This window comes from Streptosporangium carneum, assembly GCF_027922005.1.
GTDB lineage: Bacteria > Actinomycetota > Actinomycetes > Streptosporangiales > Streptosporangiaceae > Streptosporangium > Streptosporangium carneum.
The window spans coordinates 1-16,247 of record NZ_BSEV01000012.1; the positions used below are offsets into that span (position 1 = coordinate 1).

Consider the following 16,247-nt stretch of genomic DNA (forward strand, 5'->3'; position numbering starts at 1 on the left):
GCGGGCTCGTCGCCCTCGTCGCGATGATCGCCTGGTACGTCGCCACCCGCGACTGGCGGGCCGGGGCCGTCCTGCTCGCCTACGCCGCCGGATGGCTGCCCTGGTTCTATTGGGCCGTCGCCGACGACCGCACGATGTACTTGTTCTACGCCGTCGTCATGGTCCCGTTCATGATCCTGGCGCTCACCCTCGCCGCGGGACTCGTCATGGGGAAGGCGTCCGCCGCGCCCAACCGCAGGGCGGTCGGGGCCTCGCTGGTCGGCGCCTTCGCCCTCCTCGCGCTGGCCAACCTCTGGTGGCTCCACCCGGTGCTCACCGCCGAGGTCATTCCGTACTCGCAGTGGTCTCTGCGGATGCTTCTGCGGCGGTGGATCTAGCGGCGGTGGATCCGGCGGGACGGCGCCGCAGGGTGAGCCCGTGCCGCAACGAGATCGCGGCGGCGAGGCAGGCCAGCGGGACGGCGGGCAGGACGTAGCGGTAGTCGAACTCGGCCGTCGCGGCCGGGGCCAGGATGAGCCCGAAGGCGCCCAGCCACGGCAGGAGGACCGGGCCGCCCAGCGCACGCCAGCGCACCACGACGCCGGCCAGGCCGATCAGGAGCAGGACGCCGACCACGATGCCCGGCAGTCTGATCGTCTTCTGGTAGCCCTGCATGAACGCCGCCCACGGGTCGTGGACCTGGGTGCCGATGACACCGGGCTTGCCGCGGATCTGCGCGGTCGGCAGGCTCGGGTCGTAGATCTGGGCGTCACGGTCGCTGGTGCCCCGGTAGGAGGGCCAGGTGGGCAGGACCTTGCCCTCGGGCAGGAACTCGTACTGCCGGTAGGTGTTGGCGTCGGGGAACTGCGGCCGGTCCCAGCGGAAGGCGCGGAAGAAGTCTCCGGCCATGACACCGAGATAGTCGAGCGGCTGGGCGAGGATGGCGCGCTTGGCGAACGTTCCCGCCGCCTGGTTGATGTCGGGGGTGAAGGCGCTGTCAGGGCCGAAAGCGTGGAAGCGCTGACCCGGCTGGGCCCACCAGAGGTACTTCTGCCCGGAGAAGTGACGCTCGCTCGGCGGGGCGCTGATGCACAGCAGCGCGAGCTCCAGCTCCTTGCGCGGGTCGATCTTCATCTTCGTGCAGTCGGCGAACAGCGCGGTCCGCATGTAGAGGATGGCGCCGTCGCTGGTGGTCATCGCGAAGTTGCCGTGCGCCGTGGCGAACCAGGCCATGTAGCCGATCACCGGGATCCCGCACGCGGTGACCATGGCCACGATCGGTTTCCAGCCGGTCCGCTTGACGAACATGTAGGCCACGACCAGCGCCAGGATCGGCAGTCCGATCGACCTGGTCAGCGCGGTGAGCGCCAGCAGCAGCCCGATCACGGCGCCGAGCCGCCACGACATCTTCCTGTGCCACAGCACCAGCGTCACGACGCCGACGACGAGCAGCATGAACATCGTGTCCGACATGACCAGGTGCTCGAGCTGGATCTGGTAGGCGTCGAACAGCACCGGCAGCGCGGCCAGCGTCGCCCCCCAGCCGGGCAGGCCGAACTTCCTGCGCAGCAGCGCGTAGACCAGCGTCGCGATGCCCAGGCCCATCAGGTGCTGGGTGAAGACCAGGAGGGCGAAGCTGTGCAGCGGCCTCAGCAACAGCATCCAGAAGGAGTAGCCGTTGGGGCGCAGGGCATTGGGTCTGTCGGGGTTGACCGCCCCTGAGACGTACCCGAAGGAGTCGTTGAACCACAGTGCCGGGCCGTAGCCGAGCATGGTGACGACACGCAGCACGAATGCCAGCACCACGGCGGCGACGAACAGCCGGTGGCGCCCGAGGAACTCCCACACGCGTGTGGCCACGCCCGTCGCGGGCGCGTCCAGGCGCGGTGGTTCGGTGACGGTCACCATGCATTACAGGATGCCAGTCGTTTCACGGAGTTGACCCGGACGGTAGACGATAGAGGGCATCATGATGAGGTTGGGCTGTGCCGTAACTGAAAGGTTGAGACGTGGAACTGACCGTGGTCATGCCTTGTTTGAACGAGGCGGAGACCGTGGAGACCTGCGTACGCAAGGCACTGGCCTGCATGCGGGAGCACGGGATCGACGGAGAAGTCCTGATAGCCGACAACGGCAGCACGGACGGCTCCCAGCAGCTCGCACGCGACGCGGGAGCCCGTGTCGTGCACGTGGACGCCAAGGGGTACGGAAACGCCCTCATGGGCGGAATCAGGGCCGCCCGTGGCAAGTACGTCATCATGGGCGACGCCGACGACTCCTATGACTTCACCGCGCTGCTGCCCTTCGTCGAGCAGCTGCGCGACGGAGCCGACCTGGTGATGGGCAACCGGTTCAAGGGCGGCATCGCCCCCGGCGCCATGCCCCCGCTCCACCGCTACCTCGGCAACCCGGTGCTCTCCTTCATCGGCCGCCTGTTCTTCCCCAGCGCCATCGGCGACTTCCACTGCGGGCTGCGCGGTTTCCGGCGCGACTCGATCCTCAAGCTGGGCCTGCAGACCGGCGGCATGGAGTTCGCCAGCGAGATGGTGGTGCGCTCGACGCTGTCGGGCCTCGACGTGCGCGAGGTGGCGACCACGCTGTCGCCCGACGGCCGCTCCCGCCCGCCGCACCTGCGCTCCTGGCGCGACGGCTGGCGTCACCTGCGCTTCCTGCTGCTGTACAGCCCGCGCTGGCTGTTCTTCATCCCCGGCCTGATCCTGATGACCCTCGGCCTGGTCGCGGGCGCCGCCCTCACCTTCGGCCCGGTCTACATCGGCAACCTCGCCTTCGACGTCGACACCCTGGTGGGCGCGTCGGCGGCGGTGGTGATCGGTTTCCAGGCGGCGCTCTTCGCCCTGTTCACCAAGGTGTACGCCGCGGAGGAGGGCTTCCTGCCGGAGGACAGGCGGGTGCGCAAGCTCGTCGACATCGTGACCCTGGAGAAGGGCCTGATCGCCGGAGGCCTGCTGGCCCTGGCCGGTCTCGCCGGTCTGGTCGCGTCTCTGGTCCACTGGCAGACCCGCAGCTTCGGTCCGCTGATCCCGTCGGAGTCGCTGCGCCTGGTCGTTCCCTCGGCCACCGCGCTGATCATGAGCTTCCAGACCATCTTCGCCGCGCTGTTCATCAGCATCCTGGGCATCCGTCGTACGAAGGAGACGCCGATCGACGTGGCCGCCTCCGCCGCAGAGGAGGCTGCCCAAGCCGTCAGCCTGGACGGTGGCGAGGAGGAGCCGCAATCCGTCCCGAGGGAGAGCACCAAGGCCTGAGCCGCACCCCCTGGGCGTCCCTTAGGCTTGGCATCATGTCCCAGCACATCCTGACCGCGGTCGCGTGGCCCTACGCCAACGGCCCCCGCCACATCGGGCACGTCTCCGGATTCGGCGTGCCGTCCGACATCTTCAGCCGCTACCAGCGGATGGCGGGCAACAAGGTCCTGATGGTGAGCGGGACCGACGAGCACGGCACGCCCATCCAGGTGCAGGCCGACAAGGAGGGGCTGACCGCCCGCCAACTCGCCGACCGTTACAACCGGGTGATCGCCGAGGACCTCCAGGCTCTCGGGCTGTCCTACGACCTGTTCACCCGGACCACGACGGACAGCCACTACGCCGTGGCCCAGGAGATCTTCAAGGGCCTCTACGACAACGGCTACGTCTTCCCCAAGACCACGATGGGCGCCATCTCGCCCTCCACGGGGCGCACCCTGCCCGACCGCTACATCGAGGGCACCTGCCCGATCTGCGGCTACGACGGCGCGCGCGGCGACCAGTGTGACAACTGCGGCAACCAGCTCGACCCGATCCAGCTGATCAACCCGGTCAGCAGGATCAACGGCGAGACCCCGGTCTTCGTCGAGACCGAGCACTTCATGCTCGACCTGCCCGCCTTCGCCGAGGTCCTCGGCGGCTGGCTGCAGTCCAAGCAGGGCGACTGGCGGCCCAACGTGCTGAAGTTCGCCCTCAACCTGCTGGGCGACCTGCAGCCCCGCGCGATCACCCGCGACCTCGACTGGGGCGTGCCGATCCCGCTGGACGGCTGGCGCGACCAGCCGAACAAGCGGCTCTACGTCTGGTTCGACGCCGTCATCGGCTACCTCAGCGCCTCCATCGAGTGGGCCCGCCGCTCCGGCGACCCCGACGCGTGGCGGCAGTGGTGGCAGAACCCCGACGCCCGTGGCTACTACTTCATGGGCAAGGACAACATCGTCTTCCACGCCGAGATCTGGCCCGCGCTGCTGCTGGGCTACAACGGCCAGGGCGCGAGGGACGGCCGTCCCGGGGCACTCGGCGCGCTGAACCTCCCGTCCGAGGTCGTCTCCAGCGAGTTCCTGACCATGGAGGGACGCAAGTTCTCCTCCTCCCGCCAGGTCGTCATCTACGTCCGCGACTTCCTGGCCCGCTACGACGCCGACGCGCTGCGCTACTACATCGCGGTCGCGGGCCCCGAGAACCAGGACACCGACTTCACCTGGTCGGAGTTCCTCAACCGCAACAACGGCGAGCTGGTCGCGGCGTGGGGCAACCTGGTCAACCGTTCGATCTCGATGGCCGCGAAGAACTTCGGCGCCATCCCCGAGGCGGGCGACCTCACCGACGCCGACCGCGCCATGCTGCTGCGCAGCCGCGAGGCCTTCCCGAAGGTCGGCGCCGAGCTCGAACGCTCCCGGTTCAAGAACGCCACGAACGAGGCGTTCGACGTCATCCGTGAGGCCAACAAGTACCTCGCGGAGCAGGAGCCCTGGAAGATCAAGGACGACCCCGAGCGGGTCAAGTCGATCCTCCACGTGGCCCTGCAGGTCGTCGACGACGCCAAGACCCTGCTCACCCCGATTCTGCCCTCCTCCTCCAACAAGATCCACGCGATGCTCGGCGGCACCGGCGTGTGGTCGGGAATGCCGGAGATCAAGGAGGTCGACGAGGAGAGCGGCAGGCAGTACCCCATCATCACCGGCTCCTACGAGGACGGCGCACGCTGGGAGCACACGCCGCTGCGGGTGGGAGCTCCGCTCGCGCCCCCGACCCCGCTGTTCGCGAAGCTCGACCCGAAGATCGTCGACGAGGAGCTCGCCCGCCTGGGCGAGTGAGACGTCCGCGGCCCGCGTTCCGCGCGGGCCGCGCCGGGCCCGCTGTGGGCCCGCTGTGGGTTTCAGCGGGCCCGAGGCGTCGCGGGGTCTCGGTAGGTTGGTCGGGTGAGCACGACGAAGCTTCCCGCAGTCCCCGAGCCCCTGGCCGCCGAGGTGTTCGACAGCCACTGCCACCTCGACATCATGGTGGGCAACCGTCAGGCGTCCTCAGGAGACCCCGTCGCGCAGGCCGCCCAGGCGGCCCAGGCGAGCATCGAGGGCATCCTCGACCAGGCTCGCTCCGTGGGGGTGACCCGCCTGGTCACGATCGGCTACGACCTGCCGTCGTCCCGGTGGAACGCCCGTACGGCCGAGCTGCACTCCGACGTCTACGCCGGAGTGGCGATCCACCCCAACGAGGCGCACGCCTCGACGCCGGAGGTCCTCGCCGAGATCGAGGAGCTGGCCCGCCTGCCGCACGTCAGGGCGGTCGGGGAGACGGGGCTCGACTACTACCGTGACTGGGCTTCCAAGGACGACCAGCACGCCAGCTTCAGGGCGCACATCGAGATCGCCAAAAGGACCGGCAAGGCCCTGGTGATCCACGACCGGGAGGCCCACGACGACGTGCTGCGCGTGCTCGCCGACCAGGGGGCTCCGGAGATCGTGGTCTTCCACAGCTTCTCCGGCGACGCCGAGATGGCGAAGAAGTGCGTGGACGCCGGTTACTTCATGTCCTTCTCCGGGCCGGTCACCTACAAGAACGCGGGCTATCTCCGTGAGGCCGCCGCGGTCGCGCCGAAGGAGCTGATGCTCGTCGAGACCGACGCCCCCTACCTCCCGCCGACGCCGCACCGCGGCAAGCCGAACGCCCCCTACCTGATCCCTCTCACGCTGCGCTGTCTCGCCGAGGTCAAGCAGGCCGATCCCGCGGAGCTCGCCTCCGCCATCAGCGCGAACGGGGAGGCCGTCTTCGGCGCCTGGTGAACCGCCCCCGCACGGGGCGTCTCCGCCCACGGTTTCGCAGGGGGAGGACCCACGGTCCGCACGGGCTGTTCCCCTGTGGTTCCGCGGGTTCTCGGAGCGCGGTTCCGCGTGAGCGCCTCATCCGCGCTCACGCGGGTTCTCAGCCCACGGTGGCGCCGAAGTCGGCGGAGTCCCCCTCGCTCAGGGCGGGCACCTCACCGGTCCCCGGTGACAGCAGGGTGCCGGTGCCGTCGTTGCGGCCCAGCAGCGCCACCGCTCCCGACCGGCCGTGGTCCGGCGCGCCGACCACCAGGCGGTTGCCGCTGAAGGCCACCGACCAGCCGAAGTGGTCGCCCGCCCCGCCCAGGGCGACCAGCTGGGCCCTCGCCGGGTCCCGTACCGGCACCAGCCGCACGCCGCCCCGCTGGTCCGGCCCGTCGAACGGAACCCCCACGGCCAGCCGGGTCCCGCCCTCACCCGTGAAGGCCAGTGAGAAGCCGTAGCCCTCACCCGCCGCACCATCCGCCCCCTGGTCGAGGGTGGCAAGGGGCGCGACCTCCTCGGTTCCCGAGGCGCGGAAGAGCCGGACCAGCCCCGAGTCCTTCACCTGGCCGCCGTCGCCGAGCGGCGCGCTCACCGCGAGGTACCCCACGTCGCCCTCCTGGCCGTAGGCCATCGCGTAGCCGAGCCGGTCGCCCGCGTCGGTGGGCACGATCTCGTGGAGGTCCCAGTCTTTGGCGGCGTACTCCTGCTTCGGTTCGCGCACGTCGAAGAGCACGGCGATCGACCCGGCGTCCCGTTTCCCCTCCCCGCTCTGCCGTCCCCGCCCGTCGTCGTTGTCGTACGGCGCGCCGACCGCGAGATCCGGCTCGTCGAGGGCTCCGCCGAGCCTGCCTACCGCCAGGGACCAGCCGAACATGTCACCGACCTCGCTGCTGCCGGGCACCCCCTCCGTGTCCTGGGAGATCCGCCGTTCCCCGGCGAGCGAGCCGGAGTCGAACAGGTGGACCGCGCCCGCGTCCTCGACCCCGTCGGCGTCCTCGTGCGGGGCGCCGACGGCGATCACGGCGCCGTCGGAGGCCAGGGACCAGCCGAAGTGGGCGTCGGCCTCGGGGGTCGAGGAGACCAGACGCACCGGTTTCCGCTCCGCCCCGCCGTACACGGCGTAGACGGCGCCCGCGTCCCGCTGCCCCGCCACGTCCGCGTACGGCGCGCCGATCAGCAGGTCCGCGCAACGGTCGGCGTCGAGACGGGTCAGCTTCACCGACCAGCCGAACCCCTCGCCCGCCTCGGGTGAGGGCGCGCTCACGACCTTCCCGCGCTCGCCCTTGCCGAACAGCAGGTGCACGGCTCCCGCGCCCCCGTGCCCGCCCGGGGCGGCGAACGGGTCGCCGACGACCGTGTCGTCCACGCCGTCGCCGTCGAAGTCGTTCGAACCGGCCCCGGCGCAGTCGGCGGCAGGCGCGGCGGGAAACCCTGCGGAAAGGGGGGAGGCGAGGGGGGGAAGGAGCAGGGCCGACACCAGCAAGGAGATGGGAAGCCTCATCACAACCTGACCTCGATCTTCCGCCCGCCCTCGGTCACCCGGCCGACCAGCTTCGCCGGTCTGCGCCCCTGGGGCAGGTCGTAGACCAGGATCCCGTCCACCCTGCCGCCGGGAGCCAGACCGTCCGGCGAACCCGCCGGGGTGACCGCCGGGGCGTGGGAGGCGCCGAGGTCGTCGACCAGACTGAGCGGAACTCGGCTGAGAGGCGTCCGCTCGCCGCCGGTGTTGAGCACGGTCACTCCGATCACGCACAGTTGGCCGCGTTTCGCGGCGGCGCCTTCGTAGGAGGTCAGCCCGCATCGAGGCGGGCGCGGGACGATCAGTTGCGGATCCCCGATCAGGGAGCCGGTCGCGATCCGCCTGCCCACGTCGGTGACGCCGTCGGCCACGGCGGTCCCGGGCCGCGCCTGGCCGCCGCCTCCCTCGCCCGTGCTGAGCAGCACCGCGACCGTGACGGCCAGCGCCGCCGCCACGGCGAGGCCGGCGAGCAGCCAGCGCCGCCGGGCAGGGGCCGCGGAAGCCGTGGCGGGCGTGGGCGGAGGCTGGGTGTCAGGACGAGGCGGGGCGGGAGATCCGGAGGCCGCCGACGGGGTTCCTCGCCTCAGCACGCTGAGGACCTGCGTGGAGTCCGGTTCCACATTGGCCGGGGGGCTCCACGAGTCGCTGAGCACGCTGTCGGAGATCAGGGTCGGTGGGTCCGCCGGGGACGCGGCCGTGGCGGGCGCCGCGATGCCGCCGCCCACCAGGGCGATCAGCAGGTCCTGGGCCGTCGGCCGTGCCCGGGGGTCCATCGCGGTCGCCCTGCGGACCAGGTCGTCGAGCGGGGCGGGAAGCGTGCCCAGGTCGGGCCGGCTGTTCAGCAGCCGGGTCGCCATCGTGATCAGGTTGCCCGTGCCGTAGGGGTGGCGGCCGTTTCCCGCGTAGGCGATCATGCAGCCCCAGGCGAAGATGTCGGCGGCCGGGGTGACCTCGAGGCCGCGGACCTGCTCGGGAGCCCACCACCCCGGGCTGCCGAGCAGCTCGCCGGAGCGGGTGAAGCTGTGGGTGGAGTCCAGTGCCCTGGCGATGCCGAAGTCGATCACACGAGGCCCCGACAGGGACAGCACCACGTTGGCGGGCTTGAGGTCGCGGTGGACCAGCCCGGCGACGTGGATGGCGGCCAGCGCGGCGGCCACCCCGAGGGCCACGCCGTGCAACTGGGCGGGTTCGAGCGCGCCGTACGTGCTTATCTGGCGCGACAGGGGCGTGCCCGCGATGTACTCGGTGACCATGTACGGCCTGCCGTCCTCGGCGTTGCCGTTGTCGAGCACCTGGGCGGTGCAGAACGACGCGACCCGCCTGGCGTTTCGCACCTCCGCGTGGAAGCGTGCGGCGAAGCCGTCCTCGATCGCGACCTCAGGCTTGATCACCTTCACCGCCACGGCCCGTCCGGCGGGGGCCGTCGCCAGATAGACGGTGCCCATGCCGCCCTCGCCCAGACGCCCGACGAGCCGGTAGTCCCCGATCCGCTCGGGGTCGCCGGGACGTAGCCCCTCGACACCGGGCTGGTTGACGTCCATCACGGGGTGGATTCCTTCCTCGCCGACGATCCCCCGTACGGCCAACGGTATCGGGCTGGAACACGGCGGCTCGCCGCCGGGCGAACGGGTACTCCCATACTCCTGCCAGACGGCGGCTCCCGCTGCGAACCGCGAAACCCGTTTCCCGCTCAGGAAGGGGCTCGGTCCCTGTCCGGGAGAGGAGGATTTTCCCATCCGGGCAGAGCCCTCCGCTCGTCCAGGTGTAGGTCCTCCGCCCGGACGGGCGTGGCTCACGACGTCGGCCGCAGAGCGTCACGGTCCATCGACCGCGAGCCGTCCGAGGGCCGCTTCGCTTTTTCGGTGACCGCGGCAATGGCTTCCGGATAAAAACGAAACCTTCGACAGGTGTGTTGTCTGTGGATTTTCTCGGGACGCATGCGCTATTTCTTTGTTGTACATATATGCGTGCAGTCGTCGAACATATATGTGCTGAGCCGTCGAACGTGACAATGCGGGAACGCCATGTCATTTCAGGCGGTTGTCTTCCGCTCGGGGCAGGAACGGGCGGCGCTCGCCTTCGCGGCGTTCTCAAGGGCGTGTCCGTGTCCGCTCCGGGACTCCATGCCGAGCGGCGTCGGGGCGGCGAGCTCGGCGGCGGCCGAGGCGGTGCGGATCACCCCGGGTCTCCGGCGTCGTTGGTTCGCACGGAGGGCACTTGATCCGTTTTAATCATGGCAATGCTGGAATAGGTGTTTTATGAAGCGTTTTGGCCGAAGGGCGAGTAAAAAAACGCGCGTTTCTCGGCCAATGTGCGAACAATGTTTTGCGGCTACTGTTTCCAGAGGTCTTCTGGTGTCTCAAAAGGTTCGGTCCGGCGTTTTTCACATATGTCCTGGGGGAGAAAATCGCCCGTGGCTACCTTTATGAAACGGACCCTGGTGGGTGGCGCTCTCGCCGGGGCCGTTCTTGTTTGTTCCCCTGCTCCAGCAGGAGCCGACACGACGTCGACCGGGCTCTCAGCTCAGCGGATCGCTCACTCCCAGGTGAGCGGCACCGCTCTGGGCAGGCCGGCCGGCGTTTCCTTCAAAGTGAAGCCCTTCCGGGCCTCCACCACATCCCGTTCCGTCTCGAAGAAGGCGCGCACCGACAAACCGGAACGCGCCAAGCCGGCGGCGGAGCTCCGCCAGGAGCCGGTCTACATCCCGCTGTGCAGGTGGCTCCACCTGCCGGTGTCCCTCTGTGAAGTTCCCGAGGGCCCCGCGGGACCCGCAGGCCCGAGGGGCCCCGCGGGCCCGACCGGCCCGACCGGCCCGAGGGGCCCCCAGGGCCCGGCGGGCGCTGACGGCGCCACCGGCCCCGTGGGTCCCGCCGGCCCGGTCGGCCCCACAGGCGCGAGGGGACCGGTCGGTCCGGTGGGCGCTGACGGCGCCCCCGGCGTCACCGGCCCGGCAGGCCCGGCAGGCCCGGCAGGCCCGCAGGGCCCCGCCGGGCCCACAGGCCCGGCAGGTCCTGAGGGTCCGGCGGGTGCCGACGGCGCCGACGGGCCCGCGGGTCCGGCAGGTCCCGCAGGTCCTGAGGGTCCGGCAGGCCCGGCCGGTCCGGCGGGCACCGACGGTGCTCCTGGTCCCGAGGGTCCGGCAGGCCCGGCCGGTCCGGCTGGTCCGGTTGGTCCGGCGGGTGCCGACGGTGCTGCCGGTCCCGAGGGTCCCGCTGGTCCGGTTGGTCCGGCGGGCGCCGACGGTCCGCAGGGTCCGGTCGGTCCGCAGGGTCCGATCGGCGACACCGGTCTGCAGGGTCCGGCGGGCGCCGACGGCGCCACCGGTCCCGAGGGTCCGGCTGGCCCGGCAGGTCCTGAGGGTCCGGCCGGCCCGGTCGGTCCGGCGGGCGCCGACGGCGCCACCGGTCCCGAGGGCCCCGCAGGCCCGGCAGGTCCGGTCGGTCCGGCGGGTGCCGACGGTGCTGCCGGTCCTGAGGGTCCCGCAGGCCCGGCTGGTCCTGAGGGTCCGACTGGTCCGCAGGGTCCGGTCGGTCCGCAGGGTCCGATCGGCGACACCGGTCTGCAGGGTCCGGCGGGTGCCGAGGGTCCCACTGGCCCGGCCGGTCCTGAGGGTCCGGCTGGTCCGCAGGGTCCGGTCGGTCCGCAGGGTCCGATCGGCACCACCGGTCCGCAGGGTCCGGTCGGTCCAGTGGGCGCCGACGGCGCCACCGGTCCCGAAGGTCCGGCAGGCCCGGCAGGTCCTGAGGGTCCGGCAGGTCCGCAGGGTCCGGCGGGCGCCGACGGCGCCACCGGTCCTGAGGGTCCGGCCGGCCCGGCCGGTCCGGCGGGCGCTGACGGCGCCACCGGTCCCGAGGGCCCCGCTGGTCCGGCGGGTCCGGCGGGTGCTGACGGTCCGCAGGGTCCGGTCGGTCCGCAGGGTCCGATCGGCACCACCGGTCCTGAGGGTCCGGTCGGTCCGGCGGGCGCTGACGGCGCCACCGGTCCCGAGGGCCCCGCTGGTCCGGCTGGCCCGGTCGGTCCGGCGGGCGCTGACGGCGCCACCGGTCCTGAGGGTCCGGCCGGCCCGGCGGGTCCGGCGGGCGCGACCGGTCCGGCTGGTCCTGAGGGTCTGGTCGGCCCGGCGGGTCCGGCGGGCGCGACCGGCCCTGCTGGTCCCGAGGGTCCGGCTGGTCCCGAGGGCCCCGCGGGCGCGACCGGTCCGGCGGGCGCCGACGGCGCTGCCGGTCCGGCGGGGGCGACCGGCCCGGCCGGCGCCGACGGTCCCGCGGGTCCGGCAGGGCCCGAGGGCCCCGAAGGTCCGCAGGGCCCGGCAGGTCCCACCGGTCCCCAGGGTCCGGCAGGACCTCAGGGCCCGGTCGGTCCCGAAGGCCCCCAGGGCCCGGTCGGTCCCGAGGGCCCACAGGGTCCTCCCGGCCCGGCCGGTGGCGGTGTGGCGAGGTTCGCCGGGTGATCCCGGCGTCCGCTGCCGACTGTGACCGGCCTCCCGGGTCGTGACAGGCGTTTTGAGGGCTGAGACGCCAAGGTCTGGGAGGTCGGGCAGGCCGGACGGACAAGGATGAGACAGCAGGAGGTGCGGGCGGCGACGCCCGCACCTCCTCGCGCTTTCCGGGTGCGATCCGCCGCATGCGGAACCTCTGATCCGATGATCAGACGGTTCGACGCCCTGTGCGCCGTGTGAGTGCCTTGGCCGGGTGAATGTCTTGGGTGCCCGCGAGTGCCCCGGGTTTCGCGCCGTGTGTGGGCGCCGGTCAGGTTTGCGTCACCGCTGGCCGTACCGGCGCCTTATGGGGGACGCTCCAGCGGGGTGCGGGGTGCGGGGGCGGGGTCGGGGCGTCGTCGCAGGGGGTTCTATGCGCGAAACTTGTCTGATGACGTGGGGAGTGCAGCCGTGAGCGAGCGCAGCGGACAAGTCGGCGGATACGGCCACCTGGTGGGCGCCGGGTTCCGGCCGCTGGAGGTGAAGCGGGCATGAGCCTTCTCGGGCCGGTGGAGATCCGGGAGCTGGCGGGCAGGCTCGACGTCCGCCCGACCAAGAAACTCGGCCAGAACTTCGTGATCGACGGGGGCACGGTCCGCCGGATCGTCCGGGTCGCCGAGCTGCGTCCCGACGACGTCGTCATCGAGGTCGGCCCCGGTCTCGGCTCGCTCACCCTCGCGCTGCTTCCCGAGGTCCGCGGCGTGGTGGCGGTGGAGATCGACCCGGTTCTGGCGGCGCAGCTTCCGTTGACCGTCGCCGCGCACGCCCCCGAGTTCGCCGACCGCCTCACGGTCGTGCTCGCGGACGCCATGCGGGTCCTTCCCGGCGACCTGCCGGAGGAGAAGCCGACCGCCCTGGTCGCCAACCTTCCCTACAACGTGTCCGTTCCCGTGGTGCTGCACCTGCTGGAGACGTTGCCGTCCCTGCGCGGCATCCTGGTCATGGTCCAGTCGGAGGTCGCCGACCGGCTCGCCGCGACGCCGGGTTCCAAGATCTACGGCATTCCGTCGCTCAAGGCCGCGTGGTACGCCGACGTCCGCAGGGCGGGCCCTGTCGGGCGGACGGTCTTCTGGCCGGTGCCCAACGTGGACTCGGGGCTCGTCGCGATGACCCGCAGGGAGCCTCCCTCGACGAGCGCCTCCCGAGAGGAGGTCTTCGCGGTGATCGACGCCGCCTTCGCCCAGCGGCGCAAGACTCTGCGGGCCGCCCTGGCGTCATGGGCCGGTACGGCCGCCGCCGCGGAGCAGGCGCTCCGGGCCGCGGGAATCGATCCCACAGAACGCGGTGAACAGCTCTCTGTCGAAGATTTCGCACGAATCGCCGAAAACCGCGTATGAGTCCATATGGTGGGGAGCCTGCACGGAGAGGGACGGAGACCCCGTTACGATCGGGGACCGTGACGAGTGAGCGAGCGCATATGAGGGACACATGAACTCCGTGACCGTCCGCGTGCCCGCCAAGGTCAACCTGCAACTGGCGGTCGGGCCGCTGCGTGACGACGGCTTCCACGACCTGGTCAACGTCTTCCACGCCGTGTCGATCTTCGACGAGGTGACGGCCGTCGCCGAGACCGGGATGCGCGTCAGGGTCGAGGGCGAGTCGGCCGACCAGGTTCCCGAGGACGCCGACAACCTCGCCATCCAGGCCGCCCTCGCGCTGGCCAGGCACGCGGGCAGGACGTACGGCGTCAGCCTGGTCATCCGCAAGTCGATCCCGGTCGCGGGGGGCATGGCGGGCGGCAGCGCGGACGCCGCCGCGGCGCTGGTCGCCTGCAACGAGCTGTGGGGGCTCGGCCTGCCCGCCGAGGACCTGATGGAGATCGCCGCCGATCTCGGCAGCGACGTCCCCTTCGCGCTGCTCGGCGGCACGGCCGTCGGCACCGGCAGGGGGGAACAGCTGACGCCCCTGCGGGCGGGTGGCACGTTCCACTGGGTGTTCGCCCTCGCGGACGGAGGCCTGTCGACGGCGAAGGTCTACGCCGAGTGCGACCGCATGCGTGAGGCGGTCGGGGAGAAGGTCGCCTGGCCCCGGGCCTCCGACCCGCTGCTGGCCGCGCTTCGCGAGGGGAACGCCAAGGCTCTGGGCGCGGAGCTGGCCAACGACCTGCAGCCCGCCGCCGTGCTGCTCCGCCGTTCTCTCGCCAGGACCCTCGACGCGGGGCGCGAACACGGCGCCCTGGGCGCCGTCGTCTCGGGTTCCGGCCCCACCTGCGCCTTCCTCGCCGAGTCCGAGGCCCACGCCGCGGAGCTGGCCCTGTCGCTCAGGGGCGCGGGGGTGGCCCGCGACGTCATCACCGCCCACGGTCCCGTTCCCGGTCCGACGGTGGTGTAGGCCGGGACCGGATACGCTTGTGTCGCGATGAATCTGGTCAATCTTGAGTCGGTCTCCCACTCCTACGGTCCCAAGCCGCTGCTCAGCGACGTCTCCCTCGGCATCGAGGCGGGCGACCGCATCGGCGTCGTCGGCCGCAACGGCGGCGGCAAGACCACGCTCATCTCGGTGATCTCCGGCACGCTCAGGCCGAACGCCGGGCGGGTCACCCACAACCGGGGCCTGCACGTGGGGTCGCTGTCCCAGGGCGACGACCTCGACCCCGCGCGCTCGGTTCGCGACATCGTCCTCGGTGGCAAGGCGGAGCACGAGTGGGCGGGCGACGCGGGCATCCGCGAGATTCTCGCCAACCTGCTCGGCGACATCGACCTGGACGCGCTCGCCGGGAGCCTGTCAGGCGGCGAGCGGCGCCGTACGGCGCTGGCGAAGCTGCTCATCGACGAGCACGATCTGATCATCCTGGACGAGCCGACCAACCACCTGGACATCGAGGCCATCGACTGGCTGGCCAGGCACCTGTCAGGGCGCAGGACCGCGCTGCTCGTCGTCACCCACGACCGGTGGTTCCTGGACGCGGTCTCGACCAGGACGTGGGAGGTCGTCGACGGCTCCGTCGAGCGCTACGAGGGGGGCTACGCCGCCTACGTGCTGGCCAAGGCCGAGCGCGCCCGGATCGCCGCCGCCTCCGAGGCCCGCCGCCAGAACCTCATGCGCAAGGAGATCGCCTGGCTGCGCCGGGGCCCGCCCGCGCGCACCTCGAAGCCCAAGTTCCGCATCGAGGCGGCCCAGGCGCTGATCGCGGACGAGCCTCCCGCCAGGGAGAGCGTCGAGCTGGTCAAGTTCGCCGCGGCCAGGCTCGGCCGTACGGTCTACGACCTCGAGGAGGTCACCCTGCACGCGGGCGGTCCCGGGCAGGGCCCGCTGGTCCTCGACCGCTCCACCTGGCAGTTCGGGCCCGGTGACCGGATCGGCCTGATCGGGGTGAACGGTTCGGGCAAGTCATCGGTGCTCCGTCTGCTCGCCGACACCGTCAAGCCCGACTCGGGGCGGGTCGTGCGGGGCAAGACGGTCCGCCTGGCCCACCTGTCCCAGGAGCTGGGCGAGCTCGACCCCACACGCAGGGTGCTGGAGACGGTCGAGGAGATCCGCAAGTTCATCCAGGTCGGCAAGAAGGAGTGGACCGCCTCCCAGCTGCTGGAGCGCCTCGGTTTCAAGGGCGACGCCCAGTGGAAGGTGGTCGGCGACCTGTCCGGCGGCGAGCGCCGCCGTCTGCAGCTCCTGCGCCTGCTGATGGACGACCCCAACGTGCTGCTGCTCGACGAGCCGACCAACGACCTCGACATCGAGACGCTGAACGAGCTGGAGGACCTGCTCGACGGCTGGCCCGGCACGCTGATCGTGGTGAGTCACGACCGCTACTTCCTCGAGCGGGTCTCCGACAGGACCGTCGCCCTGCTGGGAGACGGCAGGCTGTCGATGCTTCCCGGCGGCGTCGACGAGTACCTCTCGCGGCGCGCCTCGGGCGGGGCTCTGTCGGCCAGGGCCGCCTCGGGAGCGGCGTCCTCGGACGGCGACCAGGCGGCCGCGGCTCCGGCGGTCGCGGAGCCGGGCCTGTCCGCGAAGGAGGAGCGCGAGCTTCGCAAGGAGCTCTCCCGCCTCGAGCGCCAGCTCGACAAGCTGAGCGCCCGCGAGGCGAAACTGCACGCCTCCATGGCGGACGCCGCCGCCGACTACGGCCGACTGGCCTCACTCGACGCCGAGCTCAAGGACGTCGTCGCGGAGAAGGAGGCCGTCGAGAGCGAGTGGCTCGAAGTGGCCGACCGCCTCGGTGAGTGAAGATCGTCGCCCCTGATCGGTTTATCCCTCTC

10 protein-coding genes and 1 pseudogene are annotated in these 16,247 nt (G+C 71.5%); 7 read left to right on the forward strand and 4 right to left on the reverse strand.

Annotated elements, in window-relative coordinates:
• Positions 1-377 (forward strand): annotated as a pseudogene (locus PKF00_RS24225) (phospholipid carrier-dependent glycosyltransferase); the annotation flags it as partial.
• Here the strand turns inward: PKF00_RS24225 and PKF00_RS24230 are convergent.
• Complete coding sequence (locus tag PKF00_RS24230; RefSeq protein WP_271219922.1) at positions 325-1,887, reverse strand: hypothetical protein; 1,563 nt, start codon at positions 1,885-1,887, stop codon at positions 325-327. The pseudogene PKF00_RS24225 and the gene PKF00_RS24230 sit on opposite strands and share 53 nt — an antisense overlap.
• A gap of 101 nt (positions 1,888-1,988) precedes the next feature.
• Between PKF00_RS24230 and PKF00_RS24235 the strand changes: the two genes are divergently transcribed.
• The 3 genes from PKF00_RS24235 to PKF00_RS24245 all read left to right on the forward strand — a co-directional run bounded on the left by PKF00_RS24235 (position 1,989) and on the right by PKF00_RS24245 (position 6,028).
• Positions 1,989-3,245 carry a glycosyltransferase gene (locus tag PKF00_RS24235; protein WP_271219923.1) on the forward strand — a complete coding sequence of 419 codons (1,257 nt, stop codon included), beginning with the start codon at positions 1,989-1,991 and terminating at the stop codon, positions 3,243-3,245.
• 35 nt (positions 3,246-3,280) lie between these two features.
• Positions 3,281-5,062, forward strand: a complete 1,782-nt coding sequence (metG, locus tag PKF00_RS24240) for a methionine--tRNA ligase (RefSeq protein ID WP_271219924.1) — start codon at positions 3,281-3,283, stop codon at positions 5,060-5,062.
• A gap of 105 nt (positions 5,063-5,167) precedes the next feature.
• Entirely contained in the window at positions 5,168-6,028 is an 861-nt protein-coding gene (locus PKF00_RS24245; RefSeq protein ID WP_271219925.1) for a TatD family hydrolase, read from the forward strand.
• Positions 6,029-6,167: 139 nt separating this feature from the next.
• Here PKF00_RS24245 and PKF00_RS24250 read toward each other — a convergent pair whose 3' ends face one another.
• The 3 genes from PKF00_RS24250 to PKF00_RS24260 all read right to left on the reverse strand — a co-directional run bounded on the left by PKF00_RS24250 (position 6,168) and on the right by PKF00_RS24260 (position 9,750).
• Positions 6,168-7,553, reverse strand: a complete 1,386-nt coding sequence (locus PKF00_RS24250; RefSeq protein WP_271219926.1) for an FG-GAP repeat protein — start codon at positions 7,551-7,553, stop codon at positions 6,168-6,170.
• The gene (locus tag PKF00_RS24255; RefSeq protein ID WP_271219927.1) at positions 7,553-9,112 is read right to left on the reverse strand and encodes a serine/threonine-protein kinase; all 1,560 of its coding nucleotides are present in this window, start codon (positions 9,110-9,112) and stop codon (positions 7,553-7,555) included. Before PKF00_RS24255 ends, PKF00_RS24250 begins: the two co-directional genes overlap by 1 nt.
• Positions 9,113-9,603: 491 nt before the next feature.
• On the reverse strand, positions 9,604-9,750 hold the full coding sequence (locus PKF00_RS24260; protein ID WP_271219928.1) for a hypothetical protein: 147 nt from the start codon (positions 9,748-9,750) through the stop codon (positions 9,604-9,606).
• Between the two features lie 2,789 nt (positions 9,751-12,539).
• Between PKF00_RS24260 and rsmA the strand changes: the two genes are divergently transcribed.
• From rsmA to PKF00_RS24275, 3 genes are all read left to right on the forward strand, one after another.
• A complete protein-coding gene (gene rsmA / locus PKF00_RS24265; RefSeq protein ID WP_271219929.1) occupies positions 12,540-13,385 on the forward strand; it encodes a 16S rRNA (adenine(1518)-N(6)/adenine(1519)-N(6))-dimethyltransferase RsmA in 846 nt (281 codons plus the stop codon).
• A gap of 91 nt (positions 13,386-13,476) precedes the next feature.
• Complete coding sequence (locus tag PKF00_RS24270) at positions 13,477-14,379, forward strand: 4-(cytidine 5'-diphospho)-2-C-methyl-D-erythritol kinase (RefSeq protein ID WP_271219930.1); 903 nt, start codon at positions 13,477-13,479, stop codon at positions 14,377-14,379.
• 27 nt (positions 14,380-14,406) lie between these two features.
• On the forward strand, positions 14,407-16,215 hold the full coding sequence (locus PKF00_RS24275) for an ABC-F family ATP-binding cassette domain-containing protein (protein ID WP_271219931.1): 1,809 nt from the start codon (positions 14,407-14,409) through the stop codon (positions 16,213-16,215).
• Positions 16,216-16,247: the final 32 nt, after the last annotated feature.

What these genes read in the sequence shown, in the direction of transcription:
- PKF00_RS24230 (WP_271219922.1), bottom strand. Translation starts at nt 1,887, where the DNA reads ATGGTGACCGTCACCGAACCACCGCGCCTGGACGCGCCCGCGACGGGC.
- PKF00_RS24250 (WP_271219926.1), bottom strand. Translation starts at nt 7,553, where the DNA reads ATGAGGCTTCCCATCTCCTTGCTGGTGTCGGCCCTGCTCCTTCCCCCC.
- PKF00_RS24255 (WP_271219927.1), bottom strand. Translation starts at nt 9,112, where the DNA reads ATGGACGTCAACCAGCCCGGTGTCGAGGGGCTACGTCCCGGCGACCCC.
- metG (WP_271219924.1), top strand. Translation starts at nt 3,281, where the DNA reads ATGTCCCAGCACATCCTGACCGCGGTCGCGTGGCCCTACGCCAACGGC.
- PKF00_RS24270 (WP_271219930.1), top strand. Translation starts at nt 13,477, where the DNA reads ATGAACTCCGTGACCGTCCGCGTGCCCGCCAAGGTCAACCTGCAACTG.
- PKF00_RS24275 (WP_271219931.1), top strand. Translation starts at nt 14,407, where the DNA reads ATGAATCTGGTCAATCTTGAGTCGGTCTCCCACTCCTACGGTCCCAAG.
- rsmA (WP_271219929.1), top strand. Translation starts at nt 12,540, where the DNA reads ATGAGCCTTCTCGGGCCGGTGGAGATCCGGGAGCTGGCGGGCAGGCTC.